The organism is Haloechinothrix aidingensis (assembly GCF_013450155.1).
Classification (GTDB): Bacteria; Actinomycetota; Actinomycetes; order Mycobacteriales; family Pseudonocardiaceae; genus Haloechinothrix; species Haloechinothrix aidingensis.
Map to the genome: position 1 here is coordinate 223,962 of NZ_JACCKD010000001.1, position 19,322 is coordinate 243,283.

Here is a 19,322-nt window from a genome sequence, read left to right on the forward strand (position 1 = left end):
CGCAGCCGCGGCCGGCGGGTAGCGTCGCTTCCCGCCAGGACACCGATACACGAACGGAGGTACGCGACGTGGGCAAAGGGGCGCGCAAGGCGCGGGAGGCGCGGAACGGTAAGCGTCGCAGCAGCGGTGCGGCGTTCGTCGCCCGGTCCTTCGAAGGGCTGGCCGCGGAACCGGAGTTGATCGCGCTGCGCGAGTTCGTGCCGTCGGCCACGGCACGGTTGCCGGTGGCCGGTGCGGAGCGCGAGATCCATGTGGCGAGCGTGCTGCCCGGCGCGGCCGCCGCGATGGTCCGCTCGGACGGCACGGCGTTCCTCGGCTTGCAGGTGCAGGCAAAATCGTCCGATGTGAGCCGGGACTTGGGGCGCGCCCTGCGGTGGCTGCGCGACGCCGACACCGGGGACACGCTGGCGGTCCCGGACACCACGAGTGAGCCCGTCGATGGCGAGCGCCTGCAGGACCAGCTGGACCCGGACGTCGCGCTGGAACCCGAGCTGCATCCCGACTTCTCCTGGTGGTTGCCACCCGGCGAGCGGGACTCGGCCGGCACGGATCCGGCGGTCCAACGCGCGAACGAGGCGATCATGCCCACGGAGCGGTTGCTGAGCGCTCCGGCGGAAACCGGTCAGGCGACCGCGGCGTACTGGGTGGACGCCGGGGAGAAGGCACACCTGCGGTGGGTACGCCCGGAGCCGGAGAGCGAGTTGCTCGCCGCGCTCGCACGGTTGTCCGCGCGCGGTGAGCTCGGGCTCGGCGACGGGTCCCGCTACGCCGGTTCGTTCCGCGCGCACGGACTGCTCGTCCCGGTGTGGGACCTCGATCGCGAGGCGCATCCGCGGGAGTGGGTCGGGCCGGCCGGTGAGCTCGGTGACCGGCTCTCGGCGACCCTCGCGGGACTCGCCGACCAGCCGCTTGATGCCGCGGAGCGGCGTGCGCGGGACGGCTTGCTCGGGCGGCAGATCACCATTCGGTGAGTGTGACCGGGGCGTGACCGGTTACGGTTTGGCGAGGGGTTGACACCCGTTCGAGTAGCGCACACAGGGGGCTGCACGTGGCGAGCGAGCGCACGGACTTCGCGGAGTTCGTGGAAGCCGCCTTGCCCGGGCTCCTGCGGTACGGCCATGCCCTGACCGGCAACCCGCACGATGCCGCCGACCTCGTGCAGACCGTGCTGGAGAAGGTGGGCTCGCGCTGGTCGGACCTGCAGCGCAGGACCCAGGATCCGACCGCGTACATCCGCCGGTCCATGGCCAACGCGCATATCAGCAAGTGGCGTCGCACGCGCAGGGAGAACCTGGTCGCGGAGCTGCCCGAGCGGAAGGGCAACCCGCAGGCGGACCCGTTCGAGCACGAACCGCTGTGGCTGGCGCTACGGGAACTGCCTCCCAGGCAACGTGCGGTCATCGTGTTGCGTTATTACGAGGGACTCTCCGAACAGGAGATCGCCGAGTCGCTCGGCGTGAGCCAGGGCACGGTGAAGAGCCAGGCGAGCAAGGCGATTACGTCGCTACGGACGAAGCTGACCGCGGTGACCGAGGAGTGGTGAACGCGGACCGGCAGGTGGGAAAGGAGGTGCACCCGTCGTGAGCAACCCGCACGAGCCCGATGAGCTCGGCGAGGATCTGCGCAGGCTGTTCGCGGACGATCGGCTCGCCGTGCCGCACACGTCGGGTGCGCGCGACGCGATCGTGGCGGGTGCGCAGCGCAGGCGGCGCCGCAGGCGCGCGGCGTCGAGCTCGGCGGCGATGGCGGGTGTGCTGATGCTTGTCGGCGGCGTGTTCGCGATCCCGGCGCCGTCCGACGCGCCTCCACCGGTCGCCTCGTCGGACGGGATCGAGCGGGTTCCTTCGACGCAGCCCCCTGGTGCGGCGCCCGATCCGGAGAGCGCGGACGCGCCCGACCGTCGCCTGCCCGAACCGCGGACGTTCGCGGATCCGGGACCGGGAGCGGGGAACGCCGAACCCGCTCCGCGGACCGGGCCGGAGACGTATGCGGAACGTGGCGAGGACGGCACGATGTTCAGCGCGGGCCCGGTCCTGGGGCCGGACGGGTACGGCCGGCTGCGGCTGGGCATGACGTTCGAGGAGGCGCGGGACGCGGAGCTGCTCGCCGACCCGGACGCCGACCCCCCGGAGGGCTGCGAACCGTACGCGCTCGCGGAGGGCATCGAGTCCGTCTGGCACGTGCGCATCTCCGAGGACCTCGGGGTGGCCGTGATCAGCGCTTCGGGGGCGCACACCCCGGAAGGCATCACGACGGGTTCCTCGCGTGCGGAAGTCGAGTCGGCCTACTCGCGGCTGCGGGCCGAGTCGGGTGGCTACCATGCCGTCGCGGGGGAGGACTCGCACTACCGTTTCGTCTTCGACAGTCACCACGATGTCCAGCAACTGTTCCTGCGTGGCGACCGTCTCGGGCAGTGCGCCTGGGACTGAACGCCCCGGGGCCGGGCGGCTCCGGCGGGTGAGCCGCCCGGCACGGGGCGCATTCGGATCGCGGTCGCAATGCCCCGGTGCGCTCCAGGGCCGGTTACAGCGGGACCGGCGCCACCGGGACCGGCTACAGCGCGCCGCCCGCGACCGGGGGCATCGTCGGGTCGGGCCCCTGGCCACCGGCCTCGCGTTCCAGGAAGCGTTCGATCTCGAAGACGTTGCCCCCGGCGCGCTTCGCGACGTTGAGCAGTGTGGACATCGTCGAGATCTCCTCGACCTGCTCCTTGAGGAACCACTGCACGAACTGCTCACCGGTGTAGTCGTCCTCGGCGCGCGCCGTCTTGGCCAGTGACTCGATGTCCGCGGCGACTTGCTTCTCCTGCCGGAGAGCCAGCTCGATCAGCTCGACCGGGTCGCTGAAGTCGTTCCGGACGGCATCGGTACCGCCGATGCCCACCGGGTGATCGGTGTCGAGCAGGTACTGCACGATCGCCATCGCGTGGTTGCGTTCCTCGACGGCCTGCCGGTAGAAGTGCCTGGCGAGCAGGGGCAGGTCTTCCGCGTCGAACCATACGGCGAGCGCGATGTACTGGCGCTCCGCGTTGAACTCGTTGTGCACTTGCTCCTGTAGGAGCTCGTAGAACTTGGACCGCGGTTCACTGTCAGTGGTGTTCATATTTTCAATTCTACTTGCGAGCGGGGCCGATTCACCACGGAATGGCGCGGTAAGTGATTCGATTCAATTCCGGTTAGGATAGCCCAATCAAAATGTGGTTAGGTTTCCTTCAATCTCCCGGCAGTGATATCCCGGTCACGGTGTGCCGCTCACGTGCCGGGGTGCGGGGAAAGCGGGGCCGGGTTCACGGTAGCCACGAGAGGTGGTCACGCAGCATCGCGTAACCGACGAAAGCGACGACATCGAGCAACGTGTGCGCGATGACGAGGGGCCAGAGCCGGTTGGTCCGTTGCCAGATCCGCCCGAAAATCAACCCCATGACCAGGTTGCCGACGAATCCGCCGACTCCCTGATACAAGTGATATACCCCGCGCAGCACCGCCGATACGAGTAACGCGGAGTTCTCGCCGGAACCGAGTTGCCGGAGCCGGGTCAGCAGGTAGCCGACGACGAGGATCTCCTCCGCGGCGGCGTTGCCGAACGCGGACAGCGTCAACGTGATCGGGCGCCACCATGTCTCGTCCAGTGCCGAGGGTATGACCGCCACGTTGAGTCCGGCGGACCACGCGCCGAGGTACAGCGCCAGCCCCGGGATGCCGATCAGTGCGGTCAGGCCGAGGCCGAGCAGCAGGTCCCTGCCCCGCCTGCGCAGGTCGATGCCCACGGCCGATGCCGTAAAGCCCGCGCGCCACAGCAGGTAGAGCCCCAGGCAGGCCCAGCCGAGGAGCTGCACCGCGCCGAGCACCTGCTGCAGCATGTCCACCAGCGCGATGCTCGCCTGCGGCGAGTGCAGCGCGACCTCCTGCTCGGCGAGCGGTTCCGGGCGCAGCAGGGAATCGAGAAACGAGAGCAGGCTGCGCGCACCGGACAGTCCCAGGGTGATCGCGAACACGACGACGAGCTCGATGACGATCGCCCGGCGCTCGCGGCGGTCCGTGACGACCTGTGGCGACTGTGGGCGCGGTGACATACACCAACGACGAAGTGTCCGCAACACGTACTCACGTTAACCTGATCATCCGTGAGTTATTGGTGTGGCAGGCTCGACGCCTGTGGAGTACTTGAACCGGACTGGGGGTAACGCGCATACTCGATCAACTCCACTGCCCGTGATAGGGCTGTGAACTGGAAGTTTGTGAGCTGAACAACGACTCATGCCCCCGGGTCGCCTACCCGGCCTTGCGTCGATATCCGGATCAGTCGTTAGCGGATGGCGCTGCTGCGCTCAATCGGACTGTTATCCGGCTCGTATAACGTGCCAGCGGACGCATTGCGGGCTACCCGCTGTCACGAGGTTTCAGGGGGCACTCGTACGCGAACACGACGTTCGTACTTTCGCGAAGAAAGGAACCGTAAGGTGGCGACAACGTCAGATACGTCGCCGGATCCTGCGCAGAGCAGCGGTCCGGCCAATCAGGGTGCTTGGTATCACTCCGTCAAACCAGGGGTGTTCTGGCCGTCGGTGGTCATCATCGTCGCCTTCGCGCTCTGGGCGGTCTTCGCGCCCGAAACCGCCAACGAGTGGCTGGGTGAGGTGAGCGGCGGGATCACCCAGTACTTCAGCTGGTACTACAACTTCCTCGTCACCGCCTTCGTGGTCTTCGCCATCTGGGTCGGTGTCGGGCATTTCGGCGATATCAAGCTGTCCCCGCAGGACGAGGAACCCGAGTTCAGTGTCGGGTCCTGGCTGGCGATGCTGTTCGCGGCGGGCATGGGGATCGGCCTGGTCTTCTTCGGCGTCGCCGAGCCCCTCATGCATTTCAACAGCCCGAAGCCCGGGGTCGAGGGCTCGCCGAGCGAGCTGGCCGAGTTCTCGATGATCCAGACCTTCTTGCACTGGGGCCTGCATCCCTGGGCGATCTACGTGGTCGTCGGCCTGGCGATCGCGTACATGGTGCACCGCAAGGGCAAGCCGATCTCGATCCGGTGGGTGCTTCAGCCGCTGCTCGGCAACCGGGTCAAGGGAGTGGTCGGCGACGTCATCGACGTCGCGGCCGTGATCGGCACGGTGTTCGGTGTGGCCACCTCGCTCGGTCTCGGCGTCCTGCAGATCGCGGCGGGGCTGGAATGGATCAACATCGTCCAGGACCCGGGTGACCTCGTCTACGCGGTGCTCATCGGGATCATCACCCTGATCGCCATCGTCTCGGTGGTCACCGGGGTGAAGAGGGGCATCAAGTGGCTGTCGAACTTCAACATCAGCCTGGCCGCGCTGATCATGTTGTTCGTCCTCATCGCGGGGCCGACGATGTTCATTCTGCGCGAGTTCGTCCAGTCCATCGGTCTGTACCTGCAGAACCTGCTGCAGATGAGCTTCGACACCACCGCCATGCAGGGCGATGCCGGTATCGAGTGGCAGGGCTTCTGGCAGGCCTTCTACTGGGGCTGGTGGATCTCCTGGGCACCCTTCGTCGGCGTGTTCATCGCGCGCATCTCCAGGGGCCGTACGGTCCGTGAGTTCGTCGGTGGCGTGCTGCTGGTGCCCACGATCGTCACGTTCTTCTGGTTCAGCGTCCTCGGTGGCTCCGGCCTCTACCGGGAGATCTTCGGTGACGGTGGCATCATCGACGCGGAAGACGGCGTGACGCAGGAAGGTGCGCTGTTCGGTCTGCTGGAGACCCTTCCAGCCGGGACGATCCTCGTCGGGCTCGCGGTGCTGTTGATCGCGACGTTCTTCATCACCTCCTCCGACTCCGGGTCGCTCGTGGTGGACATGCTCTCCTCGGGCGGGCACACCGAACCTCCGAAGTGGAGCCGCATCTTCTGGGCGGCCGCCGAGGGGATCGTGGCGATCGCGCTGCTGCTTGCCGGAGGCCAGGCCGGTCTCGAAGGCTTGAGGTCCGCCGCGATCATCATCGCGTTGCCGTTCAGTGTGGTGATGATCCTGATGTGTATCTCCACGTGGCGGGCGTTCACGCTGGAGCGGCGGGCGTTCCTGCGCATGCAGCGACGGCAGCAACGCGAGGAGCTCACCGAGCACGTCTCGCAGAGCCTCATCGACGAGGGTCTCGTGGAGCCGAACGACGCGAATGGCAGTACCCCGGGTTCGGGATCCGGATCGGGTTCCGGGACCGAACGGACATAGCGTCGGCCGTTCGGCCGGAACGCGAGAAGGGGCTGTGTGCGACGTTCGCACACAGCCCCTTCGTCGTGCGGCTCCCGGCGAGCTCCGCCGGGGCCGGTCCGGAAGACCGTGGAGCGGTCCCTGTCACTGCGAGCGCCGGTACCAGCTCCTGTCGGGGTAGGGCAGGAGGATGCGGGCGATGATCGTGGTGACCAGCCAGCCGATGACGAGCCACAGTATGGCGGCGATCCCCTGGTTCAGGGCGATCTGTGCCTTCTCGTTGGGGGGAAGGAACAGGTTGCCCAGCCCGAGGGAGACCATCCGTGCCCAGTCGGACACGAACGCGGCGAACGGGTTGCCGAAGTTGGCCTCGAAGACGAACAGGAAGATGTGCACCGCGAGTACGGCAGCGAACAGTCCACATACGAGACTGATGATCCCGTTGATGCGCCGTATTACGGTGAATCGACTGGTCGACGGCTCGGAACGGTCCTCGTACGCTTCGCGACTTCGTGAGTGTTCGTATCCCTCACGGCCTCGCGAGTAGTCATATCCTTCGCGGCCTTGTGTGTAGTCGTATCCTTCACGACCCCACTGGCCTTCGTTCTCGTAGCGAGCCATTGCCGTAGTGTGCCACGCCACATGTCGGAATGGTGTGCTTCGTCCCTCACAAGGGTGTACTCCCGCGCGACCAGGTCCAGGCGTAACCGGGGTCCTCGCAGGCCTCCGCGGCCTCGCCGAGGTCGAGCGGGGCGAAGGTGTCGATCATGACGGCTGTCTCGTCGAAGTGTTCCGTGCCGATGGAGGCCTCCGCGGCGCCCGGCTGAGGCCCGTGCGTGAATCCGGACGGGTGTAGCGACATCGACCCGATCCCGATGCCGGATCCGGCGCGCGCCTCGTAGTTGCCCCGCACGTAGAACATCAGCTCGTCGGAATCCACATTGGCGTGGTTGTACGGGACAGGTATCGCGTCCGGGTGGTAGTCGACCTTACGCGGGCAGAACGAGCACACGACGAAGTTGGGGCCCTCGAAGGTCTGGTGCACCGGTGGCGGTTGGTGCACCCGCCCGGTGATGGGTTCGAAGTCGTCGATGTTGAACACCCACGGGTACAGGCAGCCGTCCCAGCCAACCACGTCGAACGGGTGGTGCGTGTAGGTGTAGCGGGTGAGGCCCGCCCGGTGCCGCACCAGGACATCGGTAGGGGCATCGCCTTCGGCGCCGTCGACGATCAGCGGCTCCACCGGTCCGCGGATGTCGCGTTCGCAGTACGGGGCATGCTCGAGGAACTGTCCCTTGGTGGAGAGGTAGCGCTTGGGCGGGGCGATGTGCCCGCGCGCCTCGACACACAGCGCGGTGAGCGGTTCGTGCGGCACGACCCGGTAGGTCGTCGACGTGGGTAGCACGACGTAGTCGCCGTCGCCGACCTCCAGCGCTCCGTACACCGTCTCCACCGTGCCCGCGCCGCCGTGGATGTAGAGCAGCTCGTCCCCGGTGGCGTTGCGGTAGAGGGGACTGGGCGCGTCCGCCACGGTGAAACCGATGGTGACGTCGTTGTTGCCGAACAGCCTGCGTCGCCCGGTGACGGCGTCGGTGCCGTCCGGGTACTTCAGCTCCGGGGTGCGGTAGGAGCGCGGCTTGAGCGGGTGGTTCGGGGCGATCGGTCCGCGGTCGTCGGACACGGCGACCGCGTCGGTGATGGCCGTGGGCAGGTTGCGGTGGTAGAGCAGCGCCGAGTCCGAGGAGAAGCCTTCCACGCCCATCAGCTCCTCGGCGTAGAGGCTCCCGCGGGACGAGCGGAACTGGGTGTGCCGCTTCGGCGGAACCTGCCCGACTTGGCGGTAGTACGGCATCGCTGACTCCCGAGATGTGTTCGATAGTCGAACCAGTTTGCGCGATTATAGTACGCTACTAGCGTGTCAGTCGTGTCAAGCGCAGTGGAACTCCCGCCGCCCAGCCCTGGTGGCATACCGCCCCTGTTCACCCGCCTCGTCGATGACTCGGCCCTCTTCCCGCCCGGTACGGCGAGCATGCCGGAGGCGTTGCGGGCATACCTCGACGCGCGTGCCGGGGACTACGCCGGACTGCTCGGCGTCTTCCTCTGCCCGGCGTCCCGGCTGCCAGAGATGATCACCGAGCTGGTCAAGATCCAGCCGAGCGAGCCGCTTCCGCTTTCGCTGATCATCGACACCGGCCTCGGCGGGGTGCCGAAGGCGATCTCGATCGTGGAGTCGCGTTCCGAGCTGCTCACCTTGCGCATGGTCGAGATGCCCGCGCCGTCGGACGTCGACGAGGTGTGGCTGGAGCGGGTCTCCGAGTTCGTACCGGAGGACGTGGTGCGTGTGGTCGAGCCGCGCCGCGGTGTCGGCTGGCTCGATGGCGTGCGCAAGGTCGTCGAGCACGGCAGCTGGCCCAAGGTCCGGTGTGGTGGCCAGTCCAGCGAGAACTTCCCGGGTGTCGACGAGCTCGCTGACTTCTTCTCGGTGGTCAGCACGGTCTCCGGGGCGTCGTTCAAGGCCACCAACAGCCTGCACCGGGCTGTCCGGCACACCGACGAGACCACCGGCTTTACCCACCACGGCTTCCTGAACCTGCTCGTGGCCTCGGCGCGCTGCCTGGCAGGCAAGGATGTGCACGAGGCGCTCGCCAGTACCGACGCCGAGGCTCTCGCGTCCGACGCGGCGGCACTGTCCGGGCCGGCGGCCAAGGCGGTGCGGCAGCTGTTCGCCTCGTACGGTTCGGCCACCTTCGACGACGCGGCACGGGAGCTGACCGAGCTCGGGCTGTTGTGAGCACGCGATGAGCAGTGAAGGGTCGCTGACCCTGGACAGGGGCCTCGCGCTGTTGCAGGCGGTCGCCGACGCGGAGGGCGAGGCCTGTACGGTCTCCGAGCTCGCCACCCGCATCGATGTCAGCCGCGCTGCGGTGTACCGGCTGCTCGGTCCGCTGACCGAGCGTGGCCTGGTCTGGCGGGACGGCTCGAAGGTGCGGCTGGGGATCGGGCTGCTGCGCCTGGCGGGGCGGGTCCTTCCCCAGCTGCGGGACGCCGCCGCACCCGTACTGCGGGACCTGGCCGAGGACACCGGCGCGACGGCACACCTGTCCCTCGCCGATGCCGACACCGTGCAGGCCGTCGCGGTGATCGAACCGTCGTGGACGAGCTTTCACGTGGCCTACCGGGTCGGTACGCGACATCCGGTCAGCCGTGGTGCGGCCGGTAAGGCGATCACGCTGCGGCAGGACGAGGGGGAGTGGGTTTCCACCGTGGGCGAGCTACAGCAGGGCGCGCAGGGTGTGGCCGCACCGGTGCGCGGCGTACCGGGCTTTCGCGCGAGCATCGGCGTGGTCTCCCTCGACACGCTGGACGCCGAGACCGTCGGGCCGCGCGTGGTGGCGGCCGCAGCGCACCTGGCGCGCATCCTGAGCTGACGTTCCCGGGACCGCGCCGGTGCGCTATGCGCCGAGCGCGCTTGCCAGGGCCAGCACGGCCAGGCAGGCGTAGGCCACTCCGGTGACGCGGTGCAGCAAGCGATGGTTGATGCGGGCCTGCAGCTTGCGTCCGAGCAGCGCCGCCACAGCGGCGACGAGCACCAGGGCGGCGAACGAGCCCAGGCCGACGGCCAGCGGAGCGCTGTAGCGGGCTGTGAGGCCCGCTGTGGCCAACTGTGATGCGTCGCCGAGCTCGGCGAGGAACAGGACCGCGCAGGACGTCAGCGCGGCCCGGGTGAAGGCCACCGGCCGCGGTCCCTGCATGCTCGCGTCCTGCGGCGCGGCGTCCTGTCGCCGGAGCCCTTCGCGCAGCAGCAGGAACGCGCCGGTACCGAAAACCGCGGCCACGGCCAGCGCCACGAGCTCGCTCGGCAGCAACGTCAGCGCGCTGCCGAAGGCCACGGCCAGCGCGGTGTGCACGGCGAACGCCACGGTGACGCCCGCCAGCACCGGTGCGGCCCTGTACCGCGTGGTGAGCACCAGCACCGCCGCCGACGTCTTGTCCGGCAGCTCGACGGCCAGCACGAGCGCGAGCGCGCTCGCGAACGCGACGGATCCGGCGGACATGAATACCCCATCCCCTTTTTCTCTCCGCACCGACGTTAATGGCGAAAACGGGGACTGTCGATATTCTTGGAATTGCGAATTACAATTTTCGGCTCGCCGCACGAATACTTTTCGTCGTGGCTGAATGACGATTTCAGTCCGCCATGCGGAGTGAAAGCGTCATTCAGCTTGCGGCCGAGGCGCGGGTCAGGTGGGTTTGACCATCGGGAACAGGATCGTCTCCCGGATGCCCTTTCCGGTGAAGCCCATGAGCAGCCGGTCGATGCCGATGCCCACGCCTGCCGACGGCGGCATCCCGTACTCGAGGGCGCGCAGGAAATCCTCGTCGAGCTGCATGGCCTCCGGGTCGCCACCGGCGGCAAGCAGGGACTGCTCGGTCAACCGGTTGCGCTGTTCCACCGGGTCGACCAGCTCCGAGTAGCCGGTGCCGAGCTCCATGCCGAAGCCGATCAGGTCCCACTTCTCGGTCAGCAGCGGGTCGTCGCGGTGCTGCCTGGTCAGCGGGCTGGTCTCCTTCGGGAAGTCGCGCACGAACGTCGGCTGGTGGAGGTCGCGTTCCACCAGCTCCTCGAAGAGTTGCTCGGTGAGCTTGCCCTGGCCCCACGCGGGATCCCACGAGATGTCCCGCGAGTCGGCGTGCTTGCGTAGCAGCTCCACCGGGCTGCGCGGGGTGATCTCCTCGCCGAGTGCCTCGGACACCGAGCCGTAGAGGGTTACCCAGGGCCACTCGCCACCGAGGTCCATCTCGCCGTGACTGGTGGGAACCACGGTGTCACCGAACACGGCCCGGGTGGCTTCCTGAATGAGCTCCCTGGTCAGCCTCGCACCGGTCGCGTAGTCCCCGTAGGCCTGGTAGAACTCCAGCATCGTGAACTCGGGGTTGTGCGTGGAGTCCGCCCCCTCGTTGCGGAAGTTCCGGTTGATCTCGAAGACCCGCTCGATCCCGCCGACCACGAGCCGCTTCAGGAACAGCTCCGGTGCGATGCGCAGGTACAGGTCCAGATCGTAGGCGTTGATGTGGGTGGTGAACGGCCGCGCGGCCGCGCCGCCGTGGATCTGCTGCAGCATCGGGGTCTCGACCTCCACGAACCCCCGCTGCACCAGCCCGTTCCGCAGTGCCTGCACCGCGTGGGAGCGGTGCGTGACCATCTGCCGTGCCTCGGGGTTGACGATCAGGTCGACATAGCGCTGCCGCACCCTGGCCTCGGGGTCGGTGAGCCCCTTGTGCTTCTCCGGCAGCGGCCGCAGGCACTTGGCGGTGAGCGTCCAGCTGTCGGCCAGCACCGACAGCTCGCCTCGCTTGGACGTGATGACCTCGCCCTCGACCCCCACGTGGTCGCCGAGATCGATGTCGGCCTTCCAGGACTCCAGTGACTCGGCACCGATCTTGTCCAGCGAGAGCATGATCTGGATGGACCCGGAAGCGTCCCGGATGGTGGCGAAGCAGAGCTTCCCGCTGGTGCGGTAGAGCATGATCCGCCCGGCTACGGCGACGCGCTGCCCGGTGCCCTTGTCGGGCTCGAGGTGCTCGTGGCCCTCGCGGACCTCGGCGATCGAGGTCGTGCGGTCGTAGCCCACCGGGTAGGGGTCGACACCCGCCTGGCGCAGCCGGTCCAGCTTCTCCCGCCGGATCCGCATCTGTTCGGGCAGGTCGTCGGCGAAGTCCTCATGCGCCTCAGTCACGTGCCGAGTGTATCGACCCGGCCCAGTACCGGATCCGGGTACCGCCTGCGACCAGCACCGAGCACGGTGCGTCCCCGGTGCCGGTCGCGGTGTCCGGCGTCCCGCCGGGGCAGGCCGTGTCGTCGCTGGTGCGCCTGCCCTCCCTGGTCAGCGGCGGTCCGGCAGGCTCGACCCGCGCGCGGCAGGCGGGGCGCTCAGTACCCCTCGCTCGCCAGCGTGTCGCTGATCCGTTCGGCGAGCGGGCGGAGCGCCTCGACCGCCTCGTCGATTCGGCCATCGGTGTGGGCGTCGTAGCCCAGCTCGAACACCACCGGGCCGAGGCGCACGATGAGATCGACACCACCCATCGCCGCGGACGACCTACCGGCGAACGCCTGGTCCCCGGGACCGTCCAGGGTGACGCTCTCCTGGTAGGTGCCGCCCGGGGCGGTGACCTCGCCGAAGAAGGCTTCGGCGCCGGCACCGGTCTCGAAGGTACGTGTGGACAGGTTGAACACGACCGAGTCGAAGATCGAGTCGATGTCGTCGGCGACGTCCTCCCCTGGCGGGACGACATCCGTGCGGCGGCAACCGTTGAACACGTAGTCGTGCCCTCCGGCGTCGGGACCCGATGCGGTCGTCGCCGAGGTGACCGGGATGGTCTCGGTGGCGAACGGGGCCGCGTCGTTGCCAGTGACCTCCCGGATGCCGGTGTTGTCCAGCAGCGGGCATGCCCGGACGACATCCCCGTCCCACGGGCCGTCCTGGTAGGTAGGCACGGCCGGGCCCTCCGGGTCGGCGAGCAGGTCGGCGAGGTTGGTGGACACGGTCTCTAGCACCGCGTCACGATCCGACTCCGTCAGGTCGAACGTGCGCAGCAGCACCATCGCCTTGTCGGTGACGAGTACATGGGTCAGGAAGTCGATGTCGTCGGATGCGTGTTCGTACAGGTCGGCCCCGTTGACCGGCCCGGCGGGCTCGTAACGGCGCTCGAGTTCTTCCTCGACCCTGTCCCGGCTCACGAGGAACGGTTGCAGCACCACGATGTCCAGCCCGGGAGACGTTCCTTCCCCCTCGGACGCGAAGCCGTACTCGCACGTGCCCGTGACCGAGCCCGCGGACGTCAGCCCGCGATCGGACTCGACGTCGGCCTCGCCCACGTAGTCGAACACGGTGCGACGGATGCCCTCCTCGCCTTCGCCGATCGTGTTCGCGTAGTCGTGCAACCGGTGCCCGATGGCGTGCACGTCGCCCGGTGGGAGTAAGCGGCATGCCGGGATGTGCGGTGTCCCGTCGGGTGCCTCGACGGCGTCCCGGTCCGGTTCCATGGACAGCGGGGCCAGGTGGCGCGTGCTCGCGTCGCCGGACCCGGCGACGTGCGGGGTCCCGGGTATCGATCCGCCACCCGGGGCGAGCACGAGCGTGACAGCGATGCCCGCCGCGAGCAGTACGCCGCCGATGGCGAGCGCTGCCGAGCGGCCACTCCCGGGTCGGGCGGGCTGGTGCGGTCCGTACGCCCCGGACATGGACGGTCCCCCTGTGTCGTGCGCGATGCCGTGTCCGGCGCGGTGTGGACGGCCGGACGAACGCATCCCAAAGTACCGCGCGGGCAGCCCACCCGGATCTCCCGGCGCGGCCCAGTACCCGTCACCGCGGGGCCGTGCAGCGCATCGGTGCGCAGGCCCTATTCGGCCGTCAGCCGGAGTCGCCTGTCCGGTTCCTCACCGGTCAGCGTCAACCGGTCGCCGTCGATCTCGTAGGAGGGCTCCCCGGAAAGCACATCCAGTACGGTGCGTTCGAACCGGTCGACGTGCTGCCCGCAGGACATGTTGGTCGTCACGACCTGCTCGATGTCCAGCCGCGAGCCGGTCGCGCTGTAGCGCGCGTCGAGGGAGTTGCAACCGGCGTTTCCCCGCACCTCGCCGCCTGCGGCGAAGGTCAGGTGTGCCTCGGCGTCGCGCGGTACCGAGGACGCGACGTCCCCGTCGAGCACCGTGTCCACGACCCATCGGGTCCCCTCGAGCGCGCGGTCCGGCTCGGCCGCGTCGCTGTCGGCGAGCACCATGGTGGTCTCGCCGCCGGTCAGGACGAGCGTCTCGTCGTCGAGCTCGACGGTGGGCCCGTCCGCGAGGAAGCCGGAGAGCCATTCGTCCTGTTCGGCCAGCTCCGGCGAACAGCCGATCTCGGTGCCGCCGAGCCTGTTCACGTCCAGCCGGCCGTCCTGCAGGCGGACGTTCCCGTGCAGGTGGTTGCAGCCTGCGTGCGCCCGGAGCTGGCCGTCGTCGAACGTCAACCGCACCCCGGTGTCGCCGGCCAGCGGGCGCGGCTCGCCTCCCTCGCTCACGGAGGTGGACACGAACGTCCGGTCCTCGGGCAGCTCGGCCGCCTGCTCGCCCGCGCCGTCCGTGCCGCAACCGGCGAGTGCCAGTATCGCCAGGGACGTGCCGATCGTTGCCGGTCTCATCATCCCTACCACGCGCGAGCCCCCGGTCATGGTTGCCCTGGCCACGGACCTCCCGGGACACGTCTCGGTCCGGCGGGCATGGGGAGAATCGGGTATGCACGCGGTGTCGTCCCGGACAAGCCCTGGCGCACTGCCGGACCGCCTGGCCGTCTACGGCACGCTCATGCGCGGCGCCGCCGCGTGGCACTTTCTCGCGCCGCTGGTCGCGGCGCATGAGGGCGAGTGCACGCTTCCCGGTGCGCTGTACGACACCGGGCGCGGCTATCCCGCCTATCGACCGGGCGACAGTCGGCCCGGCTGCGCGCCAGGCGTACCTGCCCAGTGCGTGCGGCTCCGTGACCCGGACTCGGCCTGGCCGGAGCTGGATCGTTACGAGGGGCCCGGCTACGAGCGCACCCGGACCACCCTGCACGGCGGCGTCGAGTGCTGGGTGTACGTCTGGATCCGCCCGGTCGACGGTATGCCTGCCCTGCCGCACGGCTGGCTCGCGCACGCGCACGGCTAGGGGGTCGCGGGTGGGATTGGGGGATCCTCCAAGATGCCCGGTTGCCCGTTCGGCCGTTCTTGTGGTCTCCACCGATGGATCCACCCCACGAATAGTGATCCAATTCACACCACGACACGTGCGGGCGCCGACCCGTGTGACTCGTTGAACCACTGGTCACCGACTTTTCCAGTGGGATCGACCGGCTGGCAAGCTAAATGATCAGCTGGTGCCACGCGCAAGGAGGCGAACGATGGCGACGGACAGGGCGGACACGACGGAGCAGCCGGACTCACCGGAGCAGGACGGGACGGAGCGAGGCCCCATAGACCGGTTCTTCCGGCTCACGAAGCTGGGCACGAACGTGCGGCGGGAGACGATCGCGGGGGTGACCACATTCCTGGCGATGGCGTACATCCTGTTCGTCAACCCCTCCGTGCTCGGCGAGACCGGGATGAACACCGACGCGGTATTCGTCGCGACAGCGCTCGCCGCCGCACTCGGTACGTTCATCATGGGGGTGTGGGCGCGTTACCCGATCGCGCTGGCACCGGGGATGGGGTTGAACGCGTTCTTCGCGTTCACCGTGGTGCTCGTGATGGGCATAGACTGGCAGGTCGCGCTCGTCGGGACGTTCGCGTCCGGTCTCCTGTTCTTCGTGCTCGCGATGACCGGGGTCCGCGAAGCGATCATCAACGCGATCCCGTTGCAGCTCAAGCTCGCGGTGGGAGCCGGGATCGGCATGTTCATCGCGTTCATCGGGCTGCAGAACGCCGAGATCGTGGTGCCGTCCGAGTCGACGTATGTGACCCTTGGAGACCTCACCCGGCCGCTTACGCTGCTGGCGATCTTCGGCATTGTCGTCACGGCGGCGCTCCTGCTGCGCGGGTTCAAGGGTGCGGTCTTTTACGGGATGATCCTCACCGGCGTTCTCGGGGTCGTCACCACCCTGATCGACCCGCCTGCCAGCGCGGTGTCCTCGGTGCCCAGCCTCGCGCCGACGTTCGGGGAGGCGCTCGTCAACCTGCCCGAGCTGCTGAGCTCGCAGATGATCATCGTGGTGTTCACGATGCTGTTCGTGGACTTCTTCGACACCTCGGGAACCCTGATCGCGATCGCCAGCCAGGCCGGGTTCCTGAAGGACGGCAAGCTTCCGAGGGCGAAGCGGGCACTGGGTGCCGACTCGATCGCGACGATGGGCGGCGCGATCCTGGGTACGTCGACGACCACCTCCTACATCGAGTCCTCGGCCGGTGTGGCCGCGGGCGGACGCACCGGGCTGGCGTCGGTGGTGACCTCGCTGCTCTTCCTGCTGTCCCTGTTCTTCTCGCCGCTGCTGGCCGTGGTGACTCCGGAGGTCACAGCGCCCGCCCTGATCATCGTCGGGGTGCTCATGGCCAAGGGCCTCGGCGACATCGAGTGGCACAAGCTGGAGTTCGCGATCCCGGCGTTCGTGACCGTGATCGCGATGCCGCTGACCTTCTCGATCGCCAACGGCATCGCGATGGGGCTGCTGCTCTTCCCGCTGCTGATGGTGGTCAAGGGCCGGTGGCGCGACGTGCACCCGATCGGCTACGTGCTGTTCGTGATCATCCTCGCCTACTTCATCTGGCTGGTCTAGCCCGGCGATTCACTCCGTCCAGGCGTCCACCTCGGCCAGCAGCGCGGACTTGCGCTCACGGTCCAGGAAGGATGCCTGGACGGAGTTCGCGGCGACCTGCCGGAGCTGTTCCCGCGTGAGGCCGAGGTGCTCGCGGACGGCGGAGAAGTTCTCCCCGGCGTAGCCACCGAAGTACGCGGGATCGTCGGAGTTGATCGTGACCATGAGCCCTTCGGCCATCAGCCGTGGCAGGGTGTGCTGGGAGAGGTGGCTGAACGAGCCGAGACGCACGTTGGACAACGGGCACACGGTGAGCGGGACCTGCTCGCGGCGCAGCCGGTCGACGAGCTCGGGGTCGTCCAGCGCCCGGATACCGTGGTCGACACGTTCCACGCGGAGCAGGTCGAGTGCCTCCCGCACGTACTCGGCGGGCCCCTCCTCGCCCGCGTGCGCGACCGCGCGCAGGCCCAGCTCGCGTGCCCGGTCGAAGACCTCGGTGAACTTCGACGGCGGGTGACCCACCTCCGCGGAGTCCAGGCCCACACCGATGATGCGGTCCAGGAACGGTTCGGCGAGGCGCAGGGTGTCCATGGCCGACTCGGCGCTCTGGTCACGCAGGAAACACAGGATGAGCTCGGCCGTGACGCCGCTGCCTGCCCCCTCCGTGATCCCCTCCGTGATCCCCTCCGAGAGCCCGTCCACGATGGCCGGCATCTCCACGCCCCGTGCGAGGTGCGCCTGCGGGTCGAAGAAGATCTCCGCGTGCCGTACGCCCTGCCGGGCGGACTCCCGCAGATACGCGGCGGTCAGCTCCCGGAAGTCCCGGCGCGTGCGCAGCACGGCCATGTTGGCGTAGTAGATGTCCAGGAAGGACTGGAGGTCGGAGAACTCGTACCGGGACCGGAGCTCGGCGACCGAGCTGTAGGGAAGCTCGACGTCGTTGCGGCGGGCCAGCTCGAAGACCATCTCGGGCTCCATGGTGCCCTCGATGTGTACGTGCAGTTCGGCTTTCGGGATGTCCAGCATGACCATCAGCCTGCCACCGGTAGCGGGGAGCAGGCCATGGGAGGGGCGATCGGGCGCACGTTGCCGGGCGTGCCGGAGCCGGTCACGTGCGCAGCAGCTCGTCAAGGCGGTCGAGGACGGCACGCTGGCCTTTGATGATCTTGTCGCGTGCTCGGTCGAGGTCGAACCACGCGACCCGGTCGAGCTCCGGGAACTCGCGGACCCGTCCGGAGCCGCGTGGCCATTCCAGTTCGAACATCCCGGGTACGACGGCGTTCGGGTCGATGTCGCCCTCGACGGCCCAGACCGTCACCACCTTGCCGCCGGACTGCCGCACGTCTCCCAGCGCCACCCGCGTGCCGTGGGGCGCGTCGAGACCGAGCTCCTCGCGGAACTCGCGCCGCGCCGCCGCCCAGGGATCCTCGTCCGGCCCGTACTCGCCTTTCGGCACGGTCCACGCACCCGCGTCGCGCCGGGCCCAGAACGGTCCCCCCATGTGCCCGAGCAGCACCTCCGTCCCGGCCGCGGCCCGCCGGAACAGGATGAGCCCCGCGCTGCGCTTGCCGGCCATGCCTGCCATGCCCGCCATTCTGCCGTCCAGGGAGGTTCCCGGAGCGGGCGCGTGTCCGCCAGCATGGAGGGATGGCGTCACCGGAGAGCCTGCGACGGGCCCGCGAGCTGGTCGATTCGGCCGACCGCGTCGTCGCGCTTACCGGAGCCGGGATCTCCACGGAGTCGGGAATCCCCGACTTCCGGGGCCCCAACGGGTTGTGGAGCACCGACCCCGGAACGCAGCGACTGTCGAACCTGCGGGCCTATGTCGACAGCGCGGAGGTGCGCGAGCGAAGCTGGCGGGCCCGCCTGCACCATCCGGCCTGGGATGCCCGGCCGAACGCGGCACACCGCGCGATCGTCGATCTGGAGCGCGCAGGCACCCTGGCCGCCGTCCTCACGCAGAACGTCGACGGGCTGCACCAGGAGGCGGGCAGCGCCGCGGAACTGGTGGTCGAGCTGCACGGCACGATGTTCGTCACCGTCTGCCTGAGCTGCTCCGACCGGCGCGACATGCGAGCTGTCCTCGACCGGGTGGTGGCAGGTGAGGCCGACCCGGGGTGCGAGGAGTGCGGCGGCATCCTCAAGTCGGCAACCATCTCGTTCGGGCAGAGCCTGGATCCGGGTGTGTTGCATCGGGCGCGGGTGGAGGCGCGGTCGTGCGACGTCATGCTGGCGGTCGGGAGCTCGCTGACCGTGCAGCCCGCAGCCGGGCTGGTCTCGACCGCTGCGCACGCCGGCGCCGCCGTGCTGGTGTGCAACGCTGCGGAAACCCCGTACGACGGCCTCGCCGACGTGGTCCTGCGTGGCGCGCTCAGCGAGGTGGTACCAGCCGTGGTGGGGAGCCGAAGGTGACATTCGGCTCCTTCTACTGCAACCGGCGCCACCTTCGGCTCGCCCTTCCGGGCTCCGGCCGCAGGGGTCAGGAGAAGTCCGACAGGGCGCGCGCGAGTTCGGCCGGTATCTCGGTGGGCACCACACCGTCGTCGGAGCGGCGCATGCAGGCGACCGTCTGCGTTCCCTGGGCGGTGAGCAGGGATGCGCGGTGGAAGTCGAAGTCCATCACGATCCGGTTCCCGCTCGCGGCTCGCAGGGCCATGGAGACCTCCACCTCGTCCAGCGCGAAACACTCCGCGTAGTAGTTCATCGAGCAGGACACGGTGACCATGACGAGCTCTCCAGCGCACAGGCTGCGCAGCACGCCCGGGGCGTGATCGGCGAGAAAGCGTTCCCTGCAGTGGCCCTGCCAGTGCAGGTAGTGCGCGAAGTAGACGTTGCCGACCATGTTGGTCTCGTCCAGGGTCACCACATGCCGGTACGCGTAGCGGCGCATG

General features: G+C 68.7%; 20 protein-coding genes. 9 read left to right on the forward strand and 11 right to left on the reverse strand.

Annotated features, from left to right (window positions below):
* The first annotated feature begins 68 nt into the window (after nt 1-68).
* The 3 genes from H0B56_RS01065 (at nt 69) to H0B56_RS01075 (ending at nt 2,429) form a co-directional block, all read left to right on the forward strand.
* Nucleotides 69-971, forward strand: coding sequence for a DUF5926 family protein (locus H0B56_RS01065; protein ID WP_180891030.1), 903 nt, complete (start codon nt 69-71; stop codon nt 969-971).
* A 77-nt stretch (nt 972-1,048) separates the two neighbouring features.
* On the forward strand, nt 1,049-1,543 hold the full coding sequence (locus tag H0B56_RS01070) for a SigE family RNA polymerase sigma factor (RefSeq protein ID WP_180891031.1): 495 nt from the start codon (nt 1,049-1,051) through the stop codon (nt 1,541-1,543).
* Nucleotides 1,544-1,580: 37 nt separating this feature from the next.
* The gene (locus H0B56_RS01075; RefSeq protein WP_180891032.1) at nt 1,581-2,429 is read left to right on the forward strand and encodes a hypothetical protein; all 849 of its coding nucleotides are present in this window, start codon (nt 1,581-1,583) and stop codon (nt 2,427-2,429) included.
* Nucleotides 2,430-2,553: 124 nt separating this feature from the next.
* Here H0B56_RS01075 and H0B56_RS01080 read toward each other — a convergent pair whose 3' ends face one another.
* Nucleotides 2,554-3,102, reverse strand: a complete 549-nt coding sequence (locus tag H0B56_RS01080) for a ferritin (protein ID WP_180891033.1) — start codon at nt 3,100-3,102, stop codon at nt 2,554-2,556.
* A gap of 184 nt (nt 3,103-3,286) precedes the next feature.
* A complete protein-coding gene (locus H0B56_RS01085; protein ID WP_180891034.1) occupies nt 3,287-4,072 on the reverse strand; it encodes a CPBP family intramembrane glutamic endopeptidase in 786 nt (261 codons plus the stop codon).
* Nucleotides 4,073-4,459: 387 nt separating this feature from the next.
* On the opposite strand from H0B56_RS01085, the gene H0B56_RS01090 reads away from it, so the two are divergent.
* Nucleotides 4,460-6,187: a BCCT family transporter gene (locus H0B56_RS01090; protein WP_343063706.1), complete on the forward strand. Its 1,728-nt coding sequence runs from the start codon at nt 4,460-4,462 to the stop codon at nt 6,185-6,187.
* 123 nt (nt 6,188-6,310) lie between these two features.
* On the opposite strand, the gene H0B56_RS01095 is transcribed toward H0B56_RS01090, so the two are convergent.
* Both H0B56_RS01095 and H0B56_RS01100 read right to left on the reverse strand, forming a co-directional pair.
* Nucleotides 6,311-6,787, reverse strand: coding sequence for a hypothetical protein (locus H0B56_RS01095; RefSeq protein WP_180891036.1), 477 nt, complete (start codon nt 6,785-6,787; stop codon nt 6,311-6,313).
* A 46-nt stretch (nt 6,788-6,833) separates the two neighbouring features.
* Complete coding sequence (locus H0B56_RS01100) at nt 6,834-8,018, reverse strand: homogentisate 1,2-dioxygenase (protein WP_180891037.1); 1,185 nt, start codon at nt 8,016-8,018, stop codon at nt 6,834-6,836.
* Nucleotides 8,019-8,102: 84 nt separating this feature from the next.
* Between H0B56_RS01100 and H0B56_RS01105 the strand changes: the two genes are divergently transcribed.
* Together H0B56_RS01105 and H0B56_RS01110 are read left to right on the forward strand one after the other, a co-directional pair.
* On the forward strand, nt 8,103-8,957 hold the full coding sequence (locus tag H0B56_RS01105; protein ID WP_343063749.1) for a hypothetical protein: 855 nt from the start codon (nt 8,103-8,105) through the stop codon (nt 8,955-8,957).
* 7 nt (nt 8,958-8,964) lie between these two features.
* On the forward strand, nt 8,965-9,594 hold the full coding sequence (locus H0B56_RS01110) for an IclR family transcriptional regulator (RefSeq protein WP_180891038.1): 630 nt from the start codon (nt 8,965-8,967) through the stop codon (nt 9,592-9,594).
* Nucleotides 9,595-9,618: 24 nt separating this feature from the next.
* On the opposite strand, the gene H0B56_RS01115 is transcribed toward H0B56_RS01110, so the two are convergent.
* The 4 genes from H0B56_RS01115 to H0B56_RS01130 form a co-directional block, all read right to left on the reverse strand.
* Nucleotides 9,619-10,221, reverse strand: coding sequence for a TMEM165/GDT1 family protein (locus tag H0B56_RS01115; RefSeq protein ID WP_180891039.1), 603 nt, complete (start codon nt 10,219-10,221; stop codon nt 9,619-9,621).
* A gap of 186 nt (nt 10,222-10,407) precedes the next feature.
* Nucleotides 10,408-11,904, reverse strand: coding sequence for a bifunctional lysylphosphatidylglycerol synthetase/lysine--tRNA ligase LysX (lysX, locus tag H0B56_RS01120; RefSeq protein WP_180891040.1), 1,497 nt, complete (start codon nt 11,902-11,904; stop codon nt 10,408-10,410).
* Between the two features lie 194 nt (nt 11,905-12,098).
* The gene (locus tag H0B56_RS01125) at nt 12,099-13,409 is read right to left on the reverse strand and encodes a hypothetical protein (RefSeq protein ID WP_180891041.1); all 1,311 of its coding nucleotides are present in this window, start codon (nt 13,407-13,409) and stop codon (nt 12,099-12,101) included.
* Nucleotides 13,410-13,567: 158 nt separating this feature from the next.
* Nucleotides 13,568-14,347, reverse strand: coding sequence for an META domain-containing protein (locus tag H0B56_RS01130; protein ID WP_180891042.1), 780 nt, complete (start codon nt 14,345-14,347; stop codon nt 13,568-13,570).
* A gap of 94 nt (nt 14,348-14,441) precedes the next feature.
* Here H0B56_RS01130 and H0B56_RS01135 point away from each other — a divergent pair, with 94 nt between their 5' ends.
* Together H0B56_RS01135 and H0B56_RS01140 are read left to right on the forward strand one after the other, a co-directional pair.
* Nucleotides 14,442-14,852, forward strand: a complete 411-nt coding sequence (locus tag H0B56_RS01135) for a gamma-glutamylcyclotransferase family protein (RefSeq protein WP_180891043.1) — start codon at nt 14,442-14,444, stop codon at nt 14,850-14,852.
* A 232-nt stretch (nt 14,853-15,084) separates the two neighbouring features.
* Entirely contained in the window at nt 15,085-16,452 is a 1,368-nt protein-coding gene (locus H0B56_RS01140) for an NCS2 family permease (RefSeq protein WP_219632072.1), read from the forward strand.
* Between the two features lie 9 nt (nt 16,453-16,461).
* Here the strand turns inward: H0B56_RS01140 and H0B56_RS01145 are convergent, their stop codons facing one another.
* Entirely contained in the window at nt 16,462-17,457 is a 996-nt protein-coding gene (locus tag H0B56_RS01145; protein WP_219632073.1) for an adenosine deaminase, read from the reverse strand.
* 82 nt (nt 17,458-17,539) lie between these two features.
* Nucleotides 17,540-18,007: an NUDIX hydrolase gene (locus H0B56_RS01150; protein ID WP_180891635.1), complete on the reverse strand. Its 468-nt coding sequence runs from the start codon at nt 18,005-18,007 to the stop codon at nt 17,540-17,542.
* Between the two features lie 71 nt (nt 18,008-18,078).
* Here H0B56_RS01150 and H0B56_RS01155 point away from each other — a divergent pair, with 71 nt between their 5' ends.
* Nucleotides 18,079-18,843, forward strand: a complete 765-nt coding sequence (locus H0B56_RS01155) for an SIR2 family NAD-dependent protein deacylase (protein WP_180891044.1) — start codon at nt 18,079-18,081, stop codon at nt 18,841-18,843.
* A 67-nt stretch (nt 18,844-18,910) separates the two neighbouring features.
* Here H0B56_RS01155 and H0B56_RS01160 read toward each other — a convergent pair whose 3' ends face one another.
* Nucleotides 18,911-19,321, reverse strand: a complete 411-nt coding sequence (locus tag H0B56_RS01160; RefSeq protein WP_180891045.1) for an acyl-CoA thioesterase — start codon at nt 19,319-19,321, stop codon at nt 18,911-18,913.
* Nucleotide 19,322 lies beyond the last annotated feature (1 nt).